We start from the raw sequence: 17,406 nt of genomic DNA, 5'->3' as shown, positions 1-17,406 counted from the left end.
ATAATCCGCACCTCTTTATTTTATCTCGATAATAATAGCCGGGCGGCTTCGAAGTCAGTCACCAGATGCGTGGCATAGCCGCCTGTGAGCACAGCATGAATTGCCTCAACTTTGCTGGCACCGCCCGCAACACAAAGCCTGCGTGGAACGCCGCGCAATTCATCAAGCTCGATACCAATCACCCGTTTGTCCAGCTCGCGAACAACCTGTTTGCCGGTTTCATCCAGAAAGCGACAGATGAGAACCGCGACCGCTCCATCTTTGGCATAGGCGTCTATTTCTTCATTGCTGGTAACATCTGCAATCCGCATCGTGCTTTCCGAGGAAAGTGTGCCAACGCCGAAAATGATCATATCTGCCTCAGCAATCAGCTCGAACTGTTTCACTAAAGCAGGCTCGCCCATAAGAGCATCGCGCAACTCGGCGCTGCTCAACACGGCGGGGGCGAGCATGTTGATACTCGTGGCTCCGATGTTACGCGCCATGATTGATGCACACAGCTCGGCTGCGAATTCCCGCTTGCCGATAGACGAACCCGTCACCTGAACGACCTGTAAGCCTTCCAGTGGTCGCGGCAATGCAATTTCATCGGCCAATGCCAGCACCGTACGGCCCCACGAAACGCATATTGTATCGCCCGCTTTGACCATGCGCTCAACGAGACGCGCGCCGCCGGTTCCAAGCGCTTTTAAACGTGATGTAGATGATGCGCTCTGATCACTTGGAATGACCATAACTTCTTCAAGCCCATATTGATCGGCAAGCTTATGAGCAATTTCCGTGCGAGCGAGTATTTCGGAATTCATCAGAATTCTCACGACGCCGCGCTGTCGTGCTTCTTGCAGATAATTGACGATTGTGGCCCGGGACACACCCATTCTTTTGGCAATATCGTTCTGGGTGAGCTGGTCTTCATAATAGAGCCAGGCAGCCCAGACGATAGCGTCATCAAATTCAGCCGGGATGGCATGCGTAGACGGTGTCAGATCGTCCGATGTCATACTCATTTCCTGTTTTCACTGCTCATCTGAGTTGCATAGAAAACGCTTTTAATCAATAAGCCAATCAATCAAGTTGACTAATGTCAATATATAGTGTCAATTGTATATCAGGTGAGGAGTTATCTCCATAAATCATTGTTATGCCTTGGAAAAATGTAATTTCCATGGGTGCTTGTCTATGTCTGCGCTGTTGTGGCCGCAGATTGCCAACTGAGGAGCCTGGTAGATGAAGTCGAACTGGTCGGATACGGATTTTACAGCAATCATCGATGCCTATGAAAAAGCAGGTATCAATCGCGACGTTGCCATCCGTACATATACCACTCGTTTGTTGGGCTCCGAACCGAAGCTTGTTCTGCATGGTGGTGGCAACACATCCGTCAAGACGACAATCAGCGATCATGATGGCACACCGGTGGAAGTGCTTTGCGTGAAGGGCAGCGGCTGGGACATGGGCAAAATTGAGCCTGCCGGTCTGCCCGCCCTTCACCTTGAGAAGCTGAAAGCTATGGTGAATTATGAAACTTTGAGCGACGATGACATGGTGATGTTGCAGCGCCGGTTGCTGCTTGATCCTTCCTCACCCAATCCGTCGGTGGAAGCGATCCTTCACGCTATCCTGCCTTTCAAGCATGTTGACCATACGCATGCCAATGCGATTGTAGCACTGACAAACCAGCCAAATGGCGAGGCGATCATCCGGGAATTATTCCCCGAAATGATCATCGTGCCTTATGTCATGCCGGGGTTTGATCTTTCCAAAGCCTGTCTCAAGGCATTTTCAGAGCGCCCGGATGCGCCGGGCATGATCCTCCTCAAGCACGGTATTTTCACCTGGTCTGACGATCCGCGTATTGCCTATGAGAATATGATTGAGGCAATTGACCGTGCGGAAAAGCGTATTGCGAAGGGAAATCCTCATCCTTTCGGTCAGGCAAGTACAAAAGAATATAAACAGGAATTGGCGTCTGTTGCTGACATTGCACCCATCCTGCGCGGCGCGATTGCCCTTCCGGGCAGACAAGAAGGCCAACCACGACGCTTCATTATCGAGCATCGTTCCAATCGTGAAATCCTTGATTTCTGTGGCGCCCCCAATGTCGCTGATCTCGTGCGTCGCGGCAATGCAACACCTGAACATGTGATTCACATCAAGCGTTATGGCGTGGCTCTGCCTGCACCACTTGCTGATGATCTTGCTGGTTGGGCGGCAAAAGTTAAAGATGCGGTTTCTGCTTATGTCACTGACTATAAGGGCTATTTTGATCGCAACAATGCGCGGGTCGGCGGTGGTAAGACGATGCTCGATCCTATGCCGCGGGTGTTTTATGTCGATGGCATCGGAGTGTTTTCTGCCGGACCGACACAAAAGGCTGCGCGTATCGGCGCGGATGTCGCGGAAGCAACCATAGAAGTTATTCGCGGTGCAGAAGGAATTCATCAGTTTGAAGCCTTGAGTGAAGAAGACCTTTTCGACATCGAATATTGGTCGCTTGAGCAGGCGAAACTTGCCAAACAAACCGAGAAGCCACTGACACGACAAGTCGCGGTGATCACTGGCGGAGCAGGTGGTTTGGGCTTGGCGATTGCGCAGCGCTTGAAAGAGCAGGGCGCGGAGATTGCACTGATCGACATTGATGCGGAACGTGTTTCAGCCGAAGCCAAGCGACTGGGTGGCAAAGCTGTAGCCTGCGATCTGACCGATCCATTGGCGGCAGAAAAGGCGATTGCAGAAATCATAGCCACCTATGGCGGTGTTGATATTCTGGTTTCGAATGCCGGCGCTGCTTTTCAGGGTGCGTTGGAGTCCGTTGATGATGCGCTGTTCAAACGCGCTTTTGATCTCAATTTCTGGAGCCATCACTATATTGCACGAGCCGCAGTCAAGGTCATGAAGCAACAGAAGACCGGTGGCTCAATCGTGTTCAATGTGAGCAAACAGGCGGTTAATCCGGGCCCGGATTTTGGTCCATATGGCACATCGAAAGCGGCATTGATGGCCTTGATGCGTCAATATTCGCTGGAACATGCCTGTGATGGCATTACGGTGAATGCCGTTAATCCTGATCGCATCCGCACGGGCCTGATGACCGACGAAATGGTTGAGGAACGCGCCCAGGCACGCAGCGTGACACCAGAAGTCTATATGCGTGGCAATCTTCTCAAGCGCGAAGTGATGGCGGATGATGTAGCACAAGCATTTCTACATCTCATCACAGCGCGCACATCAACGGGTGCTGTGATCACAGTCGATGGCGGCAATGTTGCTGCGATGATGCGATAAGGCGCTATTATCTTCGGCATGTCTCATTAGACATGCGATGCCGACCGATGGGGAGCATCATCGGTCGATTGGATGTGGGATCAGTGATGATCCTGCTTTCAATATTGAATATCTCCCGAACATTTTGTTCGGTTAGAACCTCATCGGGACTGCCTGACACATAAAGCTTGCCGTTTTTCATTGCGACCAGATGATCGGCATAGCGTGCGGCGAGATTGAGGTCATGCAACACCATGACAATCGTCGTATCCCGCTGTTTGTTAAGGTCGGTTAAAAGGTCGAGAACTTCCATCTGGTGGCTGATGTCAAGAAATGTCGTTGGCTCGTCGAGCAGCAATATTTCCGTTTCCTGCGCAAGTGCCATGGCAATCCACACACGCTGCCTTTGCCCGCCGGAAAGTTCGTCAATCGCCCGTTCGGCTAATGCGTCGGTTTTTGTAGCGGACAATGCAGCCGTCACCGCTTCATTGTCTTCTTTCGTCCATCGCGAAAAAATACCTTGATAAGGGTGTCTGCCACGGCTTACCAGATCAGTGACCGTAATTCCTTCAGGCGCAATCGGGGACTGTGGGAGCAATCCAAGGGATTGCGCAAGCTCACGCGACGGTATTTTGTGAATGGATTTACCATCAAGCAAAACATGGCCATGACACGGCTTTAGAAGGCGTGACATGCTACGCAGCAATGTCGATTTACCACATGCGTTGGCACCGACAATCACCGTGATCTGCCCGGAAGGCACATTAAGGCTCAAGTCTTCCAAAATCATTGTATCGCCATAACCCGAAGAGAGCTGGCTGACTTTGAGCGAATGACTTGTCATAGCGATCCTCCGGTCCGATTGACCCGAATTATGAGATAGATGAGATAGGGCGCGCCGAGAGCGCCGGTGACGACGCCAACCGGGTAACGCCCGGGCAACATAAACTGGCCGACATAATCGCCTGCCAGAACAAGGATGGCTCCGACCAATGCCGATGGAAGTAGCAGCGATCCGTTGTTGCGGACGATGCGCGCGGCAATCGGACCGGATAAGAAGGCAACAAACGATATGGGGCCAGCAATCGCAGTGGCAAAGGAGATCATGCCAACGGCCGCGATGATGATAATGATGCGTGTTCGGGCAACCTTGGTTCCCAACGCTGCAGCCGTATCGTCACCAAGGCGTAAAGATTCCAGATCGCGTGTCCGGCTTAAAAGCAACCCGCCAAAGACGATGAGTGCGATCAGCAATGGTGCCATCTGATCGAGCCGCGCACCATTCACACTGCCTGTGAGCCACCGCATTGCTTCCTGCATATTCCAAGCAGGCGCGCTTGAAAGAATATAGGCAATGAAGCTTTCGAGCATCGCAGAAACACCGATGCCAACCAGAATAAGGCGCGTACCGGCGACACCATTTCTGAAAGATAGGGCATAAACGAGCAGTGCTACGCCTAACCCGCTGACGACGGCAAATACCGACACGGCGGGACCGCTCATCGACAGGACCACAATGGCAAAAACTGCTGCCGCACTTGCGCCGGAGCTGATGCCGATAATGTCCGGGCTTGCAAGTGGATTGCGCAGCATGGTTTGAAAAGCCACGCCACCCAGCCCGAAGCTCAAACCCGCAAGGATCGACAATATCGCGCGGGGCAGGCGTAATTGACCCACTGTAAAACTCGCTCCCGCGACGTCTTCGCCCAGCATTACACGTAGAACGTCTCCCGGCGGTGTGAAGGATTGCCCCAGCATCAAAGTTAAAGCGAAAACGCTGCCGAGAATGACAACAAGGCTTAAGATCAACAGGAGGCGGGTTCGTGCTTTTCGTCTGCGGGCGCTGATCAGTTGGTCATATATGGGTGAAATCAGGGTCATAGCTCTCGCACGCGCTGGCGTCTTACAATCCAGATAAAGAACGGAGCCCCGACAAAGGCTGTAATAATGCCAACGTCAATTTCGGCTGGTCGTGCAATGAGCCGTCCGACAATATCTGACGAGACGAGAAGACAGGCACCCACAATTGCAGAAAACGGCAGAAGCCAGCGATGATCGACGCCAACCAGCAGGCGGCATAAATGCGGGATAATCAGGCCAACAAAGCCGATCGGTCCGCATATGGCTGTTGTAGCACCGCACAAAAGAATAGCGCCTATTGCAGAGACTGCGCGGGCAACGGCGACATTCTCTCCAAGCCCCGCCGCCAATTCATCACCAAGTGCCAGTGAATTGAGTTTGCGCGCTGAAAGCAGGCTAATTGCAGCACCCACAAGCAGAAATGGGATGACATAGGCGATACGATCCATCGTAGCGCCTCCCACGCCACCGATCTGCCATGAACGAATGCCGCCCGCAAGATCGGCACGCGGCAATATGATCGCGATTGTCAGAGAGGAAAAGGCAACTGAGGTTGCAGCCCCGGCCAATGCGAGTTTAAGCGGCGTGGCACCACCGCGCCCCAGCGATCCGACTGCGTATACGAAGACTGCTGCCGATCCGGCACCAAGAATTGCGACCCAGATGTAAGCATGGGCGGATGCAATCCCAAACCACACGATGGCGATCACGATAGCAAGTGACGCGCCCATATTGACGCCCAATATGCCGGGGTCTGCAAGCGGGTTGCGGGTTATGCCCTGCATGACTGCGCCGGAAAGTCCAAGTGCTGCCCCTGCCATAACGGCAAGCAGCGTGCGGGGAATACGCGTTGAAACGGCAGCTTGCCCGATTGTGTCGACGTGGCCATTGAGTGCCGCCCATATTTCTGGCCAAGCAACGTCTCTCGTGCCAAGGGCCACGGACAGAAAACATATAGCGCTAAGAAGCAGCAGGAGCAGCAACAAAGACAGAGATCGGATATTGTTAGAGCGGCCCATTTGAACGTCAGGCCGGGCTGGCTGAATGCTCTCGGAAATCATTTGGCCTTGTCCGCAGCACTTGAAAGCAGCGCAACATAATCCTTAAGCACCCATGAGATGGAAAGCGGGGTGGGATTGGCGGCTGTACCCAAGGGGTCTCTCCCAAGCATCACAACCGCATCATTCGTCACAACCGGCAATTTGGAAAGAAGTGGATTTGCACGCATTGCCGTGAAAAGCTCATCGCCACCATAGGTTACGACAATATCGACATCGTCAAACAGATCGATGCGTTCGGCACTCACAGAACCGGAAAACTGTCCCGGCTGCGATGCCTGAACGACACTCTTTGGCGAGATCAGCCCCAAATCCTCAAAGAATTTTACGCGGGTATCATTGGTCGTATAGAAATTGATTGTGCTTAAGTTCGTCGCATCAAGATGCGTAACGAACATAGCTGATTTACCTTTAAGGTGCGGATACTCGCTAATAGTCTTCGCAATATCGGCGTCAATTTTCTTAATAAGAGCGTCCCCCTCATTCGACATCCCCATGCCTGCACTATTGAGGCGGATCATGTCGCGCCAATCCGTCGACCATGGAGCTTCAGGATAGGCGACGACCGGTGCAATCTGGCTCAGCGTGTCATAATCCGACTGGCTCAAGCCGGAATAGGACGCCAGAATGACATCGGGACTGGTCGCTGCAACCGCTTCAAAATCAATGCCATCGCCTTCATCGAACAGAACCGGCTTGTCCGCACCCAATTCTTTAAGGCGCTCAGAAACCCAGGGCAGCAATCCATCACCCTCATTATCGCCAAAATTAGCAGCCGCCATTCCGACCGGGATAACGCCGAGTGCAAGCGGAACCTCGTGATTGGCCCAGGCGACCGTTGCTATGCGTTGCGGCTTTTTGGATATAGTGGTCTTGCCGAAAGCATGTTTTATAACAATTGGATAAGTCTGATCACTGTTTGAAGATGCAGCGCCCGCAATATTGGGGAACATAGTGATTGCGACCAATACGAGGATCGAGCGGATAAAATGGCGCACAGGTGCATTCTCCCAATAGAGAACCGATCTGATTGGATCAGATCGGTTCTTTAAATCATTTGTTTTAACGAGCATCTGTTTTCGAAAAACGTTTCTCACTTTTCAGGATGCACTCTAATTAAAAGTGGCCTTTCAGTCTCAGGTTAAAATTGGGGCGTCAAGGGCACGAGCGGAACCATGTCAATTTTGCGGCGAATTAACCGTGGCTTTTTACAATAAAGCCGATTTTTACAATACTGGACAAACAATCTCAAGTTAGTGGCGTGAACAGACAATCGCGGTGTATGAGTTGTACGGAAAATTTGGACACACAACACCTCGCGATTGCACGATTGTCGGCGGACCTTATCGCTTGTAACTGCATAACGAGATTGCGGAACCTACCATGAATATGAACATGACCACTGCTAACGATCCGCGATCTGCGATGCGAAAGCGCTTAGCATTCCTTTTCGGTTGTTCGGCACTGGCAGTCTGTGTTCCCAATGTCTCGCTTGCGCAACAAGCCACAACCTCAGCCGCCCCATTGGTTCTGGAAACCATCACGGTGGATGGCAAAGGCAAACAGGATGACGACCGCAATTCTATTGTGGCAACAAAAACCACAAGTGGTGGAAAAATACCCACCGATATTATGGACACACCGGCGTCCATCTCCGTGATAACCGCCAAAGAAATTCAGGAGCGCAACGCAACGGACGTTGAAGAGGTTCTCAATTATACGTCGGGTGTTGTTACGACTTTTTACGGCTCCGATGATCGCTTCGATTATTTCAAAATCCGTGGCTTTGACGCCTATATGTATCGCGATGGGCTGTCGCTCGGAAAGCCTTTTGGTGGCATTCGTGAAGAGCCTTATGCATTCGAACGGGTAGAAGTTCTCAAGGGCGGCAGCTCAAGCGTTTTCGGCGTCTCTGATCCGGGCGGATCGGTAAACTTCACGAGCAAGAAGCCAAGAACGGAACGTTTTGGCGAAGCCTATATTTCGGGCGGCTCCTATGACCACATCGAAACTGGTTTCGATTTCGGTGATAACCTGACTGAAGATGAAACTCTGTCCTATCGCTTAACAGGCAAGTTTAAAAAGGCGGATCGGGAATATGATTATTCTCGAGACGATGAGAAGTTTTTTATGGGTGGTCTGACATGGCGCCCCACAGATGCGACAAGTCTCACAGTTCTTTATGATCACCTCTATCTCAACGATACGCCAAACAGTGGTGGCTATCCCGTTGGTATTGATTTCAGCAGAAAGCGTTTCTTTGGCGAGCCAGATTTCAATTATGGCAAAACCAAACGCGATACGCTGACGATGCTTTTGGAGCATGATTTTGGAAACGGATTGAGCTTTAACTCCAATGCGCGCTACAGCAAAGGCGACAAGAGTTATGGCTACGCCTATATTTCCAGAACGCCGACGGACGGCTCGACGTTTGCTGATCGCGGTTTCATGACGAGTGATGCGTCAAACAGGCAATTCATTATCGATACGCATCTGCAATATGAAGCAGACTTTGAGAATGTAAAAAGTCGCAGCCTCGTTGGTTTCGAATATAATAATTATTCGGGCACAAGTTTTGGTACCTGGGCCGATTCCTATTATAATCCTGGTATGCCCGGTGTGACTGGCATCGACTGGACAAACCCGGTTTATACTGGTGCGCCGCTTAATCTGCCAACGACGACCAACCGGCGTAACAAACAGGAAACCAAGGCTCTTTATGCGCAGCAGGACCTCACCTTTGCGGATAAGCTGATCGTTACCCTTGGTTTGCGTAATGACTGGATGGACATCAACCAGTTTAACAAAATGGACAGTACGACGGCGGAAGGTGACTTGAGCGAGTTTACCACGCGCGTGGGGCTTGCCTATAAGTTTACCGATGAATTCATGGTTTTCACCAGTTATGCCCAGTCGGCAGTTCCAGCATCTCTGAATACGGAACCAGAACGCGGTGAACAATATGAGGTTGGCGTAAAGTACAGCCCTATAGGGTTTCCTGCTCTCTTCACGGCTTCGGTTTACGATCTGACCAAAACTAACATCACGCAGACTGATCCGGTGACGCGGGAAGAGTCGGCAATTGGCAAAATCCGTGTCCGCGGTCTTGATCTCGAAGCCAAAGCGGAGGTCACCAACAATATCAGTATGACTGCCGCTTATTCATATCTGAATCACGAGATTCTCGAAGATGCCAACAATGGCGCGGCGGGCAACCAATTGACGCTGGTCCCCAATCATACAGCATCGCTTTGGGGTAACTATCGTTGGGAAGGCAGTGGTAAACGCGGTGATATGACCTTCGGCGTCGGTGCGCGCTATACAGGTTCGTATTATTTCGACAGCGCCAATACGTTCGGTTCGGATGATAACGTGGTCCTCGATCTGGCTTATACCTATGAGTTCATCGACAAGACGACGTTGCAGCTCAATGTCAGTAATCTGTTCGACCAAAAATATGTCGCATTCGGTGGCTTCGGTGCTGATTTCTACAATCCGGGGCGTGAAGTCACCGCAACCTTGCGCCGGAGCTGGTAATGATTTTGCCCCCGTTTGTGCGAATGAACGGGGGCAATTTATATAGTTTAAGATTTTACTGGCGCTGTTGTTGTAACCGGCGCCATGCCGCAGGCGTTTCGCCGACGATCTGCCGGAAGGCTTTCGTGAGATGTGCCTGATCGGTGAAGCCAAGCTGGGCTGCAACACCTGCCACCGTCGCATCACTATCAGATAACAGTTTCTGAGCGCGGTCGATGCGCTTGGTCAACTGCCATTGAAATGGCGTTTGCCCTGTCGTTTGTTTGAATACGTTTGAAAACCAGCTTTCCGAGAGACCAACGGCTGCAGCCATTTCTGCGACGCTGAGGCGACCATCATTAGAAACGCTGACATGGGCTTTCAGCTTGTTCATCTGCGCTTGCGTGAGGCGTCCATATTCCTGCTTCTCGTCATTTTCTGGCTCGACAAGAAGACGCGCGAGGATCGCACCAATTAGGTTTTCAACATAAAGAGAATGCTGGGACGGATTAGAAACTTCCTCTTCCAACAGTCTGGCCAGAACTTCGAGTGTGCCTAAATCCTGAATTTCTATCGGCTTTTGAATGATCGACATTGCCAAAGATGGACCGAGCGCCGGACGAAGATATTTCAGCAAGCGATCCTTATGAAAATGCAGATTTAAATGAGAAAACCGATGCGTGGCCACGGTACTGGTCCATAGTGGGACGCCTGCCGGGATATAAATAGCCCGTGACATGGGTCTATGGTAATTGTTGTTTTGGCCGTCCGCATTGGAAATTCGGACTTTTGCTGAAACGTCCTGAAAGAAAATCATGATGCGCGGATCATGCGATAGAAAATAGCCGGACGCGCCTGATGCGCTTTCAGCTTCCCAGTAAACGCTCACCAGGCCGTTGAGAACACGCCATTTGACCGGAGACACAACGCGGATGCCTTCGGTGTTCCAAATCATAGAGTGCCAGAAACTCAACCTTGTTACCACCTAACTACAAATGGTCCGCCCATGAAAGATGAGTTATTTAATCATCTTAATTCGGGTTGGCAAGTTGTGATCAGGCAGAATTCAATTTGGTGTAAAATAGTGGCGTCGGCTCCGCATGTGCAAAGCCGACGCCAAGTTTCTTCAATGATCAGCTCTTGCTGACGCTTTTCTTGAGCGTTTTGCCATGATTGGCAACCCAATCCATGACCGCGAGCAGGACGCCTGAGATTACGAAAACCAGGTGGATAATGACCATCCATTTGATGTGATCGGCGGAATATTTGGCGACATCCATAAACACCTTCAGAAGATGAATGCCGGAGATTGCAACGATAGAGGCAACTAGCTTGAGCTTAAGAGCCGAAAAGTCGACTTCGCCCTGCCAATCGGGACGGTCTTTGTGATCGGCAATATCCATGCGGCTGACGAAGTTTTCATAGCCTGCGAAAATCACGATCATCAGGAGATTGGCTGCGAGACTAAGATCGATCAGTGCTAGCACGCCAAGAACGGCATCATTGACAGTCATGGTTGGGATGATCATAGCAAAGCGCCATAGCTCGACCAGAAAAACCCAAACCAGAATGAGCAGCGACAATGCGAGGCCAAGATACATTGGCGCCATCAGCCAGCGGCTGGCAAAGAGGCTGCGCTCAATCAAACGTTCCATAAATACTCCTGCGGCGCGGTGAAACTGTCTTTAGGCACCGCTTATAGAATGGGGATAGAATTGTTTCTGGCTGCAAATGGTAATGGAAAGGGCAAATTGCGAGTAGGGCGGCGCTTGAAATTCAGATATTCTGATCGCAACTCATCAATGAAGTTGAATTTCTGTGCACAGCGCTGCTTTATGATATGGAAAAGCGAGCGGAATAGCGTTCATATTATCAAATCGCAGTTGTTTGCGCGTCCTTTAATTGCTTTCAGTTGTCTCGCGCTTGGCGCTATTTCGGGTTCATATCATGCGCATTTTTACCGCTTCCCTTGCAACTGAAACCAACACATTTTCTCCGGTTCCAACGGATATGGATGCGTTTAAAGCGGCATTTTATGCGGGGCCGGGCGAACATCCGGATACGCCGACCCTGTGTTCTTCGGTCGTTCCGATCCTGCGGCGGCGTGCGCAAGCGGAAGGGCTTGACGTCATTGAAGGAACATCGTGCTGGGCTGAACCTGCGGGTCTTATCCAGCGTGAAACCTATGAGACTTTACGCGATACAATTCTTGAAGAATTGAAAGCAGCTATGCCGGTGGATGGCGTGGTGTTGGGTCTGCATGGGGCGATGGTTGCACAGGGCTATGACGACCCGGAAGGGGATTTTCTTGAACATATTCGCGAGATCGTTGGGCCGGATATTCTGGTTGCAGCCGAATTTGATCCACATAGCCACTTGACGCCGAAGCGTGTTGCTAATCTTGATCTGATGGCAGCATTTCTCGAATTTCCGCATACGGATTTTGAGGAGCGTGGCGAGCATGTCGTTGACTTGGCACTTCGTGCCTTGCGCGGCGAGATAAATCCCATCATCTCCACCTTCGACTGTCGCATGATCACGCTCTATCCGACGAACCGTGAGCCGATGCGTTCTTTTGTGGATCGGATAAATGCCATGCAGGGCAACGACGATATTCTGTCTATTTCCGTCATTCACGGCTTCATGGCTGGCGATGTGCCGGATATGGGGACGCGGATTGTCGTCGTAAGCGACAATGAAAAATCGAAGGGCGACGCGCTGGCGCAAAAGCTTGGCCATGAGCTTTACCGCATGCGTAAACTGACAGCGATGCCGATGTTCGAAACGGATTCAGGGCTTGATCACGTTGTTGCGGTGCGCAAAGCCAATCCGTCTCTGCCCGTAGTCATATCGGATATATGGGACAATCCCGGTGGCGGTGTTGCCGGTGATGCAACTTTTATTCTGCGTCATATGCTTGAACGCGGAATGGATAATTTCGCCTTGGCAACGATCTGGGATCCGATAGCGGTTTCGTTCTGTCATGCGGCAGGTGAGGGGGCCGAGCTGGAGCTTCGCATTGGCGGAAAATCGTCATGGCATGGTGGCGAGCCGCTTGATCTGCGTGTGACAATTCAAAAAGTGATGGATGCTGGCTGGCAGAGTTTTCGCAATAGCCGGGTTAATCTTGGCCGTGTGGCAGTTATAAGGCCGGTCGGAACGAGCATTGATATTATCCTCATTACCAGCCGGTCACAGACCTATGAGCCGAATATCTTTTCCAATCTCGATATTGATTTTGCGGCTAAGGACTATCTGCTGGTTAAATCGACAAATCATTTTCAGGCTGGCTTTCAGCCGATCACGTCTGAGATTGTCTATATCGCCGCCCCGACATCCTACCCGACCGATGCAACCGCCACAGAATACAGAAAGGCGAGCATGGAGCTTTGGCCGCGCATCGCCGATCCATTGGGGCTGGATTAGTTCCGAAAGAACTATTCGATAATGGCCAGTTCCGCGCCGAGGCTTACGCTCTTGCCTGCCTCTGCACGAAGACTGATTTTGCCTGATTTGGGAGCTCCAATACGCGTTTCCATCTTCATGGCTTCGATAATGGCGACGATTTCGCCTTCGCTCACCATTGCACCGTCTTCGACCAGCCATTGCTGAAACGTGCCGGGAATAGGGGCAGTGACGGCACCCTCTGTGGCCTGGGGAGCGCTGGATGTTGCTTGCTGTGGTGCACTGAACCCGGAGAAGAGCGCCGCTGGCAATCCGATTGCATGGCGCTTGCCATCGATCTCGATAAAGCTGCGCAACAATCCGCCATCGACCGGATCGATCCTTACAGATGGTTCAACACCGCGAAATTCGGTTTCGATCCAGTTGGTGAAAACCTTGAAACCGTCTTCGCCGATAAAGTCTTTATCTTCAACCACGGCGCGATGGAACGGCAGCACGGAAGCAACACCTTCGATGTGGAATTCGGCCAGTGCGCGGCGCGCGCGAATAAGCGCTTCTTCGCGTGTGGCACCCCAGACAATAAGCTTGGCCATCATCGAGTCATAAAGGCCGGGGATTTCCGATCCACTTTCAACGCCAGTGTCAAGACGCACACCCGGACCCGAAGGCGCGCGGAAACGGGTGATCAGGCCCGGCGTTGGCAGGAAGCCGCGACCCGGATCTTCCGCATTGATGCGAAACTCAAAGGCATGACCGCGCGGTTCTGGCGTTTCCGTGACCGACAGTTTTTTACCATCAGCAATGCGCAATTGTTCGATGACAATATCAACGCCGGTGGTTTCTTCGGTGATCGGATGCTCGACCTGAAGGCGGGTGTTCACTTCCAGAAACGAGATCGTTCCGTTTTGCGAAAGCAGAAACTCGACGGTTCCTGCCCCAGTATAGCCTGCAGCGGCACAGATTGCGCGCGCGGATTCATGAATGCGATTGCGCTGGTCTTGTGTGATGAAGGGCGCCGGTGCTTCTTCAACAAGCTTCTGATTACGGCGTTGCAGCGAGCAATCGCGTGTACCAAGAACCACGGTGTTGCCGTGAGTGTCTGCGATCACTTGCGCTTCGATGTGGCGTGGCTTCTCAAGAAACTGTTCTGCATAGCATTCGCCGCGACCGAAAGCTTCTACCGCTTCGCGGACGGCGGAATCGAATAATTCGCCGACTTCTTCGAGATGATAGGCGACCTTCATACCGCGACCGCCGCCGCCAAAGGCAGCTTTGATCGCCAGCGGCAAGCCTGCTTCACGCGCAAACGCCACCGCTTCCGCTGCCGATTCCAATGGGCCGTCCGATCCCCTGACGAGTGGTGCGCCAACTTGTTCGGCGATGCGACGTGCTGCGACTTTGTCGCCCAAAGCGGTGATCACTTCCGGCGATGGGCCGACCCACATCAGACCTGCATCGATAACGGCTTTTGCAAATTCGGCGCGTTCCGACAAGAAGCCGTAGCCCGGGTGCACTGCATCGGCACCAGCGCGCTTTGCAATGTCGAGTATCTTCGCAATATTGAGATAGGTGTCATTAGGACGCCCTGCGCCCAGCCCATAGGCTTCATCGGCAAACTCTGCATGCAGCGAATTTGCATCGGCGTCGGAATAAATTGCAACAGACTTAACACCATAATCGGCTGCTGCGCGTATGATGCGGATGGCAATTTCGCCACGATTGGCGATAAGCAGCTTTTTCATCAGCGTATTACTTCTTGCGGTTCGAAAGCGGATATAGGGTTAAAACGGATGCGGGCACCGATGGGTACTTGCCCCGCTAAATCAAGATGGTGGCTCGCCACAACACCTATGACCGGATAGCCACCTGTCAGCGGGTGATCTGCGAGGAAAAGCACAGGTTGTCCCGTATGCGGTACCTGAATTGCCCCAAGGGCTGTGCCTTCCGATGGCAGCTCATCGTGATTGGCGCGTTCGATGTTTGCCCGACCTGACAGGCGCATGCCGACACGACTTGATTGCGGTGTCACATCCCATTCCTGTGCGGTCAGCGTTGCAAGCCCTTGCTGGGTGAACCAGTCGGTGCGGGGACCAAGTACAATGTCGAGTGTCACGACGTCGCCTGCATGCGGCAGGCGGCGCTCTATGCTTTCACCACAATTGACTGCAAGTGCGGTTCGATTGGCAGGCACCATCACGTCGCCAATTGCAATGGGTTCTGGACCTATTTTGGCAAGTGTATCGCGTGATTTTGAGCCGAGAACTTCCTCGACATCGAACCCGCCACGAAGACCAAGATAGCTCAACATTCCTTCCCGCGGGATGCCGAGGAGCAATTCATCGCCAGCATCCAATGCGATTGGGCTTGCAAATGTGGCTGTGATTTTTGTTCCCGTCGACGTGTGTATGGTCAAGGGACAGGGCGCGCCGGTTACGGCGACGGTAACAGGACGATCGGTCTTGAAGGCAAAGCCGCCAAAGGAGATTTCGAGAACCGCAGCATTGCGCGGATTGCCGAGACAACGATTGACGTGCTGCATCGCAATACGATCAAGCGCACCGGATTGAGAGACCCCCTGGCTTGCAAGACCAGGACGGCCTAAATCCTGAAACAGCACGGGACGGTCGGCACGGGTGACAAGCAGGCCCTCTGTGGCTTTGCGAGGATTTTCCAGCTTTGGTGCGGGCTTTGAAACCTGAATGGTTTTACTCTTTGCTATATCGCAAAAGCGCACGCGATCACCCGGCGCAAGCAAGGCCGCGCGTTCACGCGTTGTATCCCACATTGCAAGCGGTGTCGTGCCAAGCAATTGCCAGCCGCCGGGGCTGTCGGAGGGATAAATTCCGCCGAATTTGCCTGCCAGTGCGACTGATCCTGCCGGAATTTTCATACGCGGGCTTTTGCGGCGTGGCACATCAAAGCTCGGATCATCGCACGTCATATAGGCAAAGCCGGGCGCAAAGCCGGTAAAGGCCACCATATAGGTCGCTTCCGTATGGCGCTCAATAAGCTCATTGATGGTGCAGCCAAGAATGGCGGCGACATCGCGAAGGTCTTCACCATCATAACAAACAGGGATTTCAAACAATTCACCGCTGCGCGAACTGCGAACCGACAGGTCCAGCTTTGCAATCTGCACTGTCAGTTTTGCGCGGTCGGTCACGAAAGGATCAAAGCGTAGCATGATCGTTCGCGCCCCGGGGATCACTTCGCAAACGCCCTCAAGTTTTGCGGCAAGCAAGGCATCGAGCAAGGTCAGCGTTATGCCGAGATCGTCAAGCTCGACAAGAAAACTGTCGCTGCCTGACGGTAGAAAGCGCAGGCGTTCAGTCATGGTCAACATTGACAAAAGCCTTAAGCTCGACTCCGCGCGCTTCCAGTGTTGAGCGCAAAGTACGGGCGATTTGAACGGCTGTCGGGTTGTCACCATGAATGCATATCGACTGGGCGTCGAGCGCAATCTCGGTGCCATCAATGGCTGTTATGCGCTGTTCGTTGATCATACGCAGCATCCGCTCGGCAATGATCTGCGGATCATGAATAACCGCGCCCTCAAGCCGACGATTAACAAGGCTGCCATCGGCATTATAAGCGCGGTCCGCAAAAGCCTCGCCAACTACGCGCAGTCCCGCATCGCGTGCCTGATCGACAATGGGTGCACCGGCCAATGCCATTAGTACAAGTGTTTGATCAATCGCCTTGATCCCGGCAATGACGTCCGCTGCCTGACGTTTATCATGAGCGATGGTGTTATAAAGCGCGCCATGCGGCTTCACATAGCTGACCGTTGTTCCGGCGGCTTGCGCCAGGCCTTGCAAAGCTCCAATTTGGTAAATCGTATCGGCAATCAGTTCGCTGCTTGAAGGGTCCATATTGCGACGGCCAAAACCGACCAGATCGCGATAGCCGATATGCGCCCCAACAGTCACACCATGGCGAGCCGCTTCACGCAACACGGTCATAATTCCGGCAGGATCACCCGCATGAAAGCCGCAGGCAATATTGGCGCTGGTCACGATTGCAAGCATCGACGTATCGTCTCCCATCGGCCAAGGCCCAAAGCCTTCTCCAAGATCGCTGTTGAGATCGATAGCTGCCATGTCTCATCCCAGTTGAATAAAGGCATTTTACGAGTTATTGTTGAATAACCTATTATGTATTGTTCAACAATATGTAATTTGTGTATCTGAGCATTTCCAGCAAAAGTGTGTAGCGGTTTTGCGCCGGATAATGCGAAAAAATAAAGAAATAGAGCGGTTCTAACGAATAATTTTAATAAGAACCGCTCTCGCTGGAAAATGGT

General features: G+C 52.2%; 13 protein-coding genes. 3 read left to right on the top strand and 10 right to left on the bottom strand.

The features are described from left to right. Positions 1-20: 20 nt before the first annotated feature. The gene (locus tag CEV31_RS16860) at positions 21-1,001 is read right to left on the bottom strand and encodes a sugar-binding transcriptional regulator (RefSeq protein ID WP_094508896.1); all 981 of its coding nucleotides are present in this window, start codon (positions 999-1,001) and stop codon (positions 21-23) included. Between the two features lie 226 nt (positions 1,002-1,227). On the opposite strand from CEV31_RS16860, the gene CEV31_RS16855 reads away from it, so the two are divergent. Then, positions 1,228-3,285 (top strand): bifunctional aldolase/short-chain dehydrogenase, encoded by a 2,058-nt coding sequence (locus CEV31_RS16855; protein WP_094508712.1) that lies wholly within the window; start codon positions 1,228-1,230, stop codon positions 3,283-3,285. A gap of 7 nt (positions 3,286-3,292) precedes the next feature. On the opposite strand, the gene CEV31_RS16850 is transcribed toward CEV31_RS16855, so the two are convergent. Genes CEV31_RS16850 through CEV31_RS16835 form a run of 4 tightly spaced genes read right to left on the bottom strand, consistent with a single transcriptional unit; the run spans position 3,293 to position 7,135 of the window. Beyond that, positions 3,293-4,108: an ABC transporter ATP-binding protein gene (locus CEV31_RS16850; protein WP_094508709.1), complete on the bottom strand. Its 816-nt coding sequence runs from the start codon at positions 4,106-4,108 to the stop codon at positions 3,293-3,295. After that, entirely contained in the window at positions 4,105-5,145 is a 1,041-nt protein-coding gene (locus CEV31_RS16845) for a FecCD family ABC transporter permease (protein WP_094508707.1), read from the bottom strand. Before CEV31_RS16845 ends, CEV31_RS16850 begins: the two co-directional genes overlap by 4 nt. Continuing rightward, positions 5,142-6,185, bottom strand: a complete 1,044-nt coding sequence (locus CEV31_RS16840) for a FecCD family ABC transporter permease (RefSeq protein ID WP_094508705.1) — start codon at positions 6,183-6,185, stop codon at positions 5,142-5,144. The genes CEV31_RS16845 and CEV31_RS16840 overlap by 4 nt, the downstream gene beginning before the upstream one ends. Then, entirely contained in the window at positions 6,182-7,135 is a 954-nt protein-coding gene (locus CEV31_RS16835) for an iron-siderophore ABC transporter substrate-binding protein (protein ID WP_094508894.1), read from the bottom strand. Before CEV31_RS16835 ends, CEV31_RS16840 begins: the two co-directional genes overlap by 4 nt. A 430-nt stretch (positions 7,136-7,565) precedes the next feature. On the opposite strand from CEV31_RS16835, the gene CEV31_RS16830 reads away from it, so the two are divergent. After that, a complete protein-coding gene (locus CEV31_RS16830) occupies positions 7,566-9,719 on the top strand; it encodes a TonB-dependent siderophore receptor (protein WP_094508703.1) in 2,154 nt (717 codons plus the stop codon). A 55-nt stretch (positions 9,720-9,774) separates the two neighbouring features. On the opposite strand, the gene CEV31_RS16825 is transcribed toward CEV31_RS16830, so the two are convergent. Continuing rightward, the gene (locus tag CEV31_RS16825; protein ID WP_210190943.1) at positions 9,775-10,671 is read right to left on the bottom strand and encodes a helix-turn-helix domain-containing protein; all 897 of its coding nucleotides are present in this window, start codon (positions 10,669-10,671) and stop codon (positions 9,775-9,777) included. Between the two features lie 160 nt (positions 10,672-10,831). After that, positions 10,832-11,353, bottom strand: coding sequence for a TIGR00645 family protein (locus CEV31_RS16820; RefSeq protein ID WP_094508698.1), 522 nt, complete (start codon positions 11,351-11,353; stop codon positions 10,832-10,834). A gap of 292 nt (positions 11,354-11,645) precedes the next feature. On the opposite strand from CEV31_RS16820, the gene CEV31_RS16815 reads away from it, so the two are divergent. After that, positions 11,646-13,124 (top strand): M81 family metallopeptidase, encoded by a 1,479-nt coding sequence (locus tag CEV31_RS16815; protein ID WP_094508696.1) that lies wholly within the window; start codon positions 11,646-11,648, stop codon positions 13,122-13,124. An 11-nt stretch (positions 13,125-13,135) separates the two neighbouring features. On the opposite strand, the gene CEV31_RS16810 is transcribed toward CEV31_RS16815, so the two are convergent. Genes CEV31_RS16810 through CEV31_RS16800 form a run of 3 tightly spaced genes read right to left on the bottom strand, consistent with a single transcriptional unit; the run spans position 13,136 to position 17,203 of the window. After that, entirely contained in the window at positions 13,136-14,845 is a 1,710-nt protein-coding gene (locus CEV31_RS16810) for an acetyl/propionyl/methylcrotonyl-CoA carboxylase subunit alpha (RefSeq protein WP_094508694.1), read from the bottom strand. Next, positions 14,845-16,437: a 5-oxoprolinase subunit B/C family protein gene (locus tag CEV31_RS16805; RefSeq protein ID WP_094508892.1), complete on the bottom strand. Its 1,593-nt coding sequence runs from the start codon at positions 16,435-16,437 to the stop codon at positions 14,845-14,847. Before CEV31_RS16805 ends, CEV31_RS16810 begins: the two co-directional genes overlap by 1 nt. After that, a complete protein-coding gene (locus CEV31_RS16800) occupies positions 16,430-17,203 on the bottom strand; it encodes a LamB/YcsF family protein (protein WP_094508692.1) in 774 nt (257 codons plus the stop codon). The genes CEV31_RS16805 and CEV31_RS16800 overlap by 8 nt, the downstream gene beginning before the upstream one ends. Positions 17,204-17,406: the final 203 nt, after the last annotated feature.

It is taken from the genome of Brucella thiophenivorans (assembly GCF_002252445.1).
GTDB classification, from domain to species: domain Bacteria; phylum Pseudomonadota; class Alphaproteobacteria; order Rhizobiales; family Rhizobiaceae; genus Brucella; species Brucella thiophenivorans.
The sequence above is the reverse complement of the archived record's forward strand: the minus strand, read 5'-3'. Positions and strand labels throughout refer to the sequence as shown.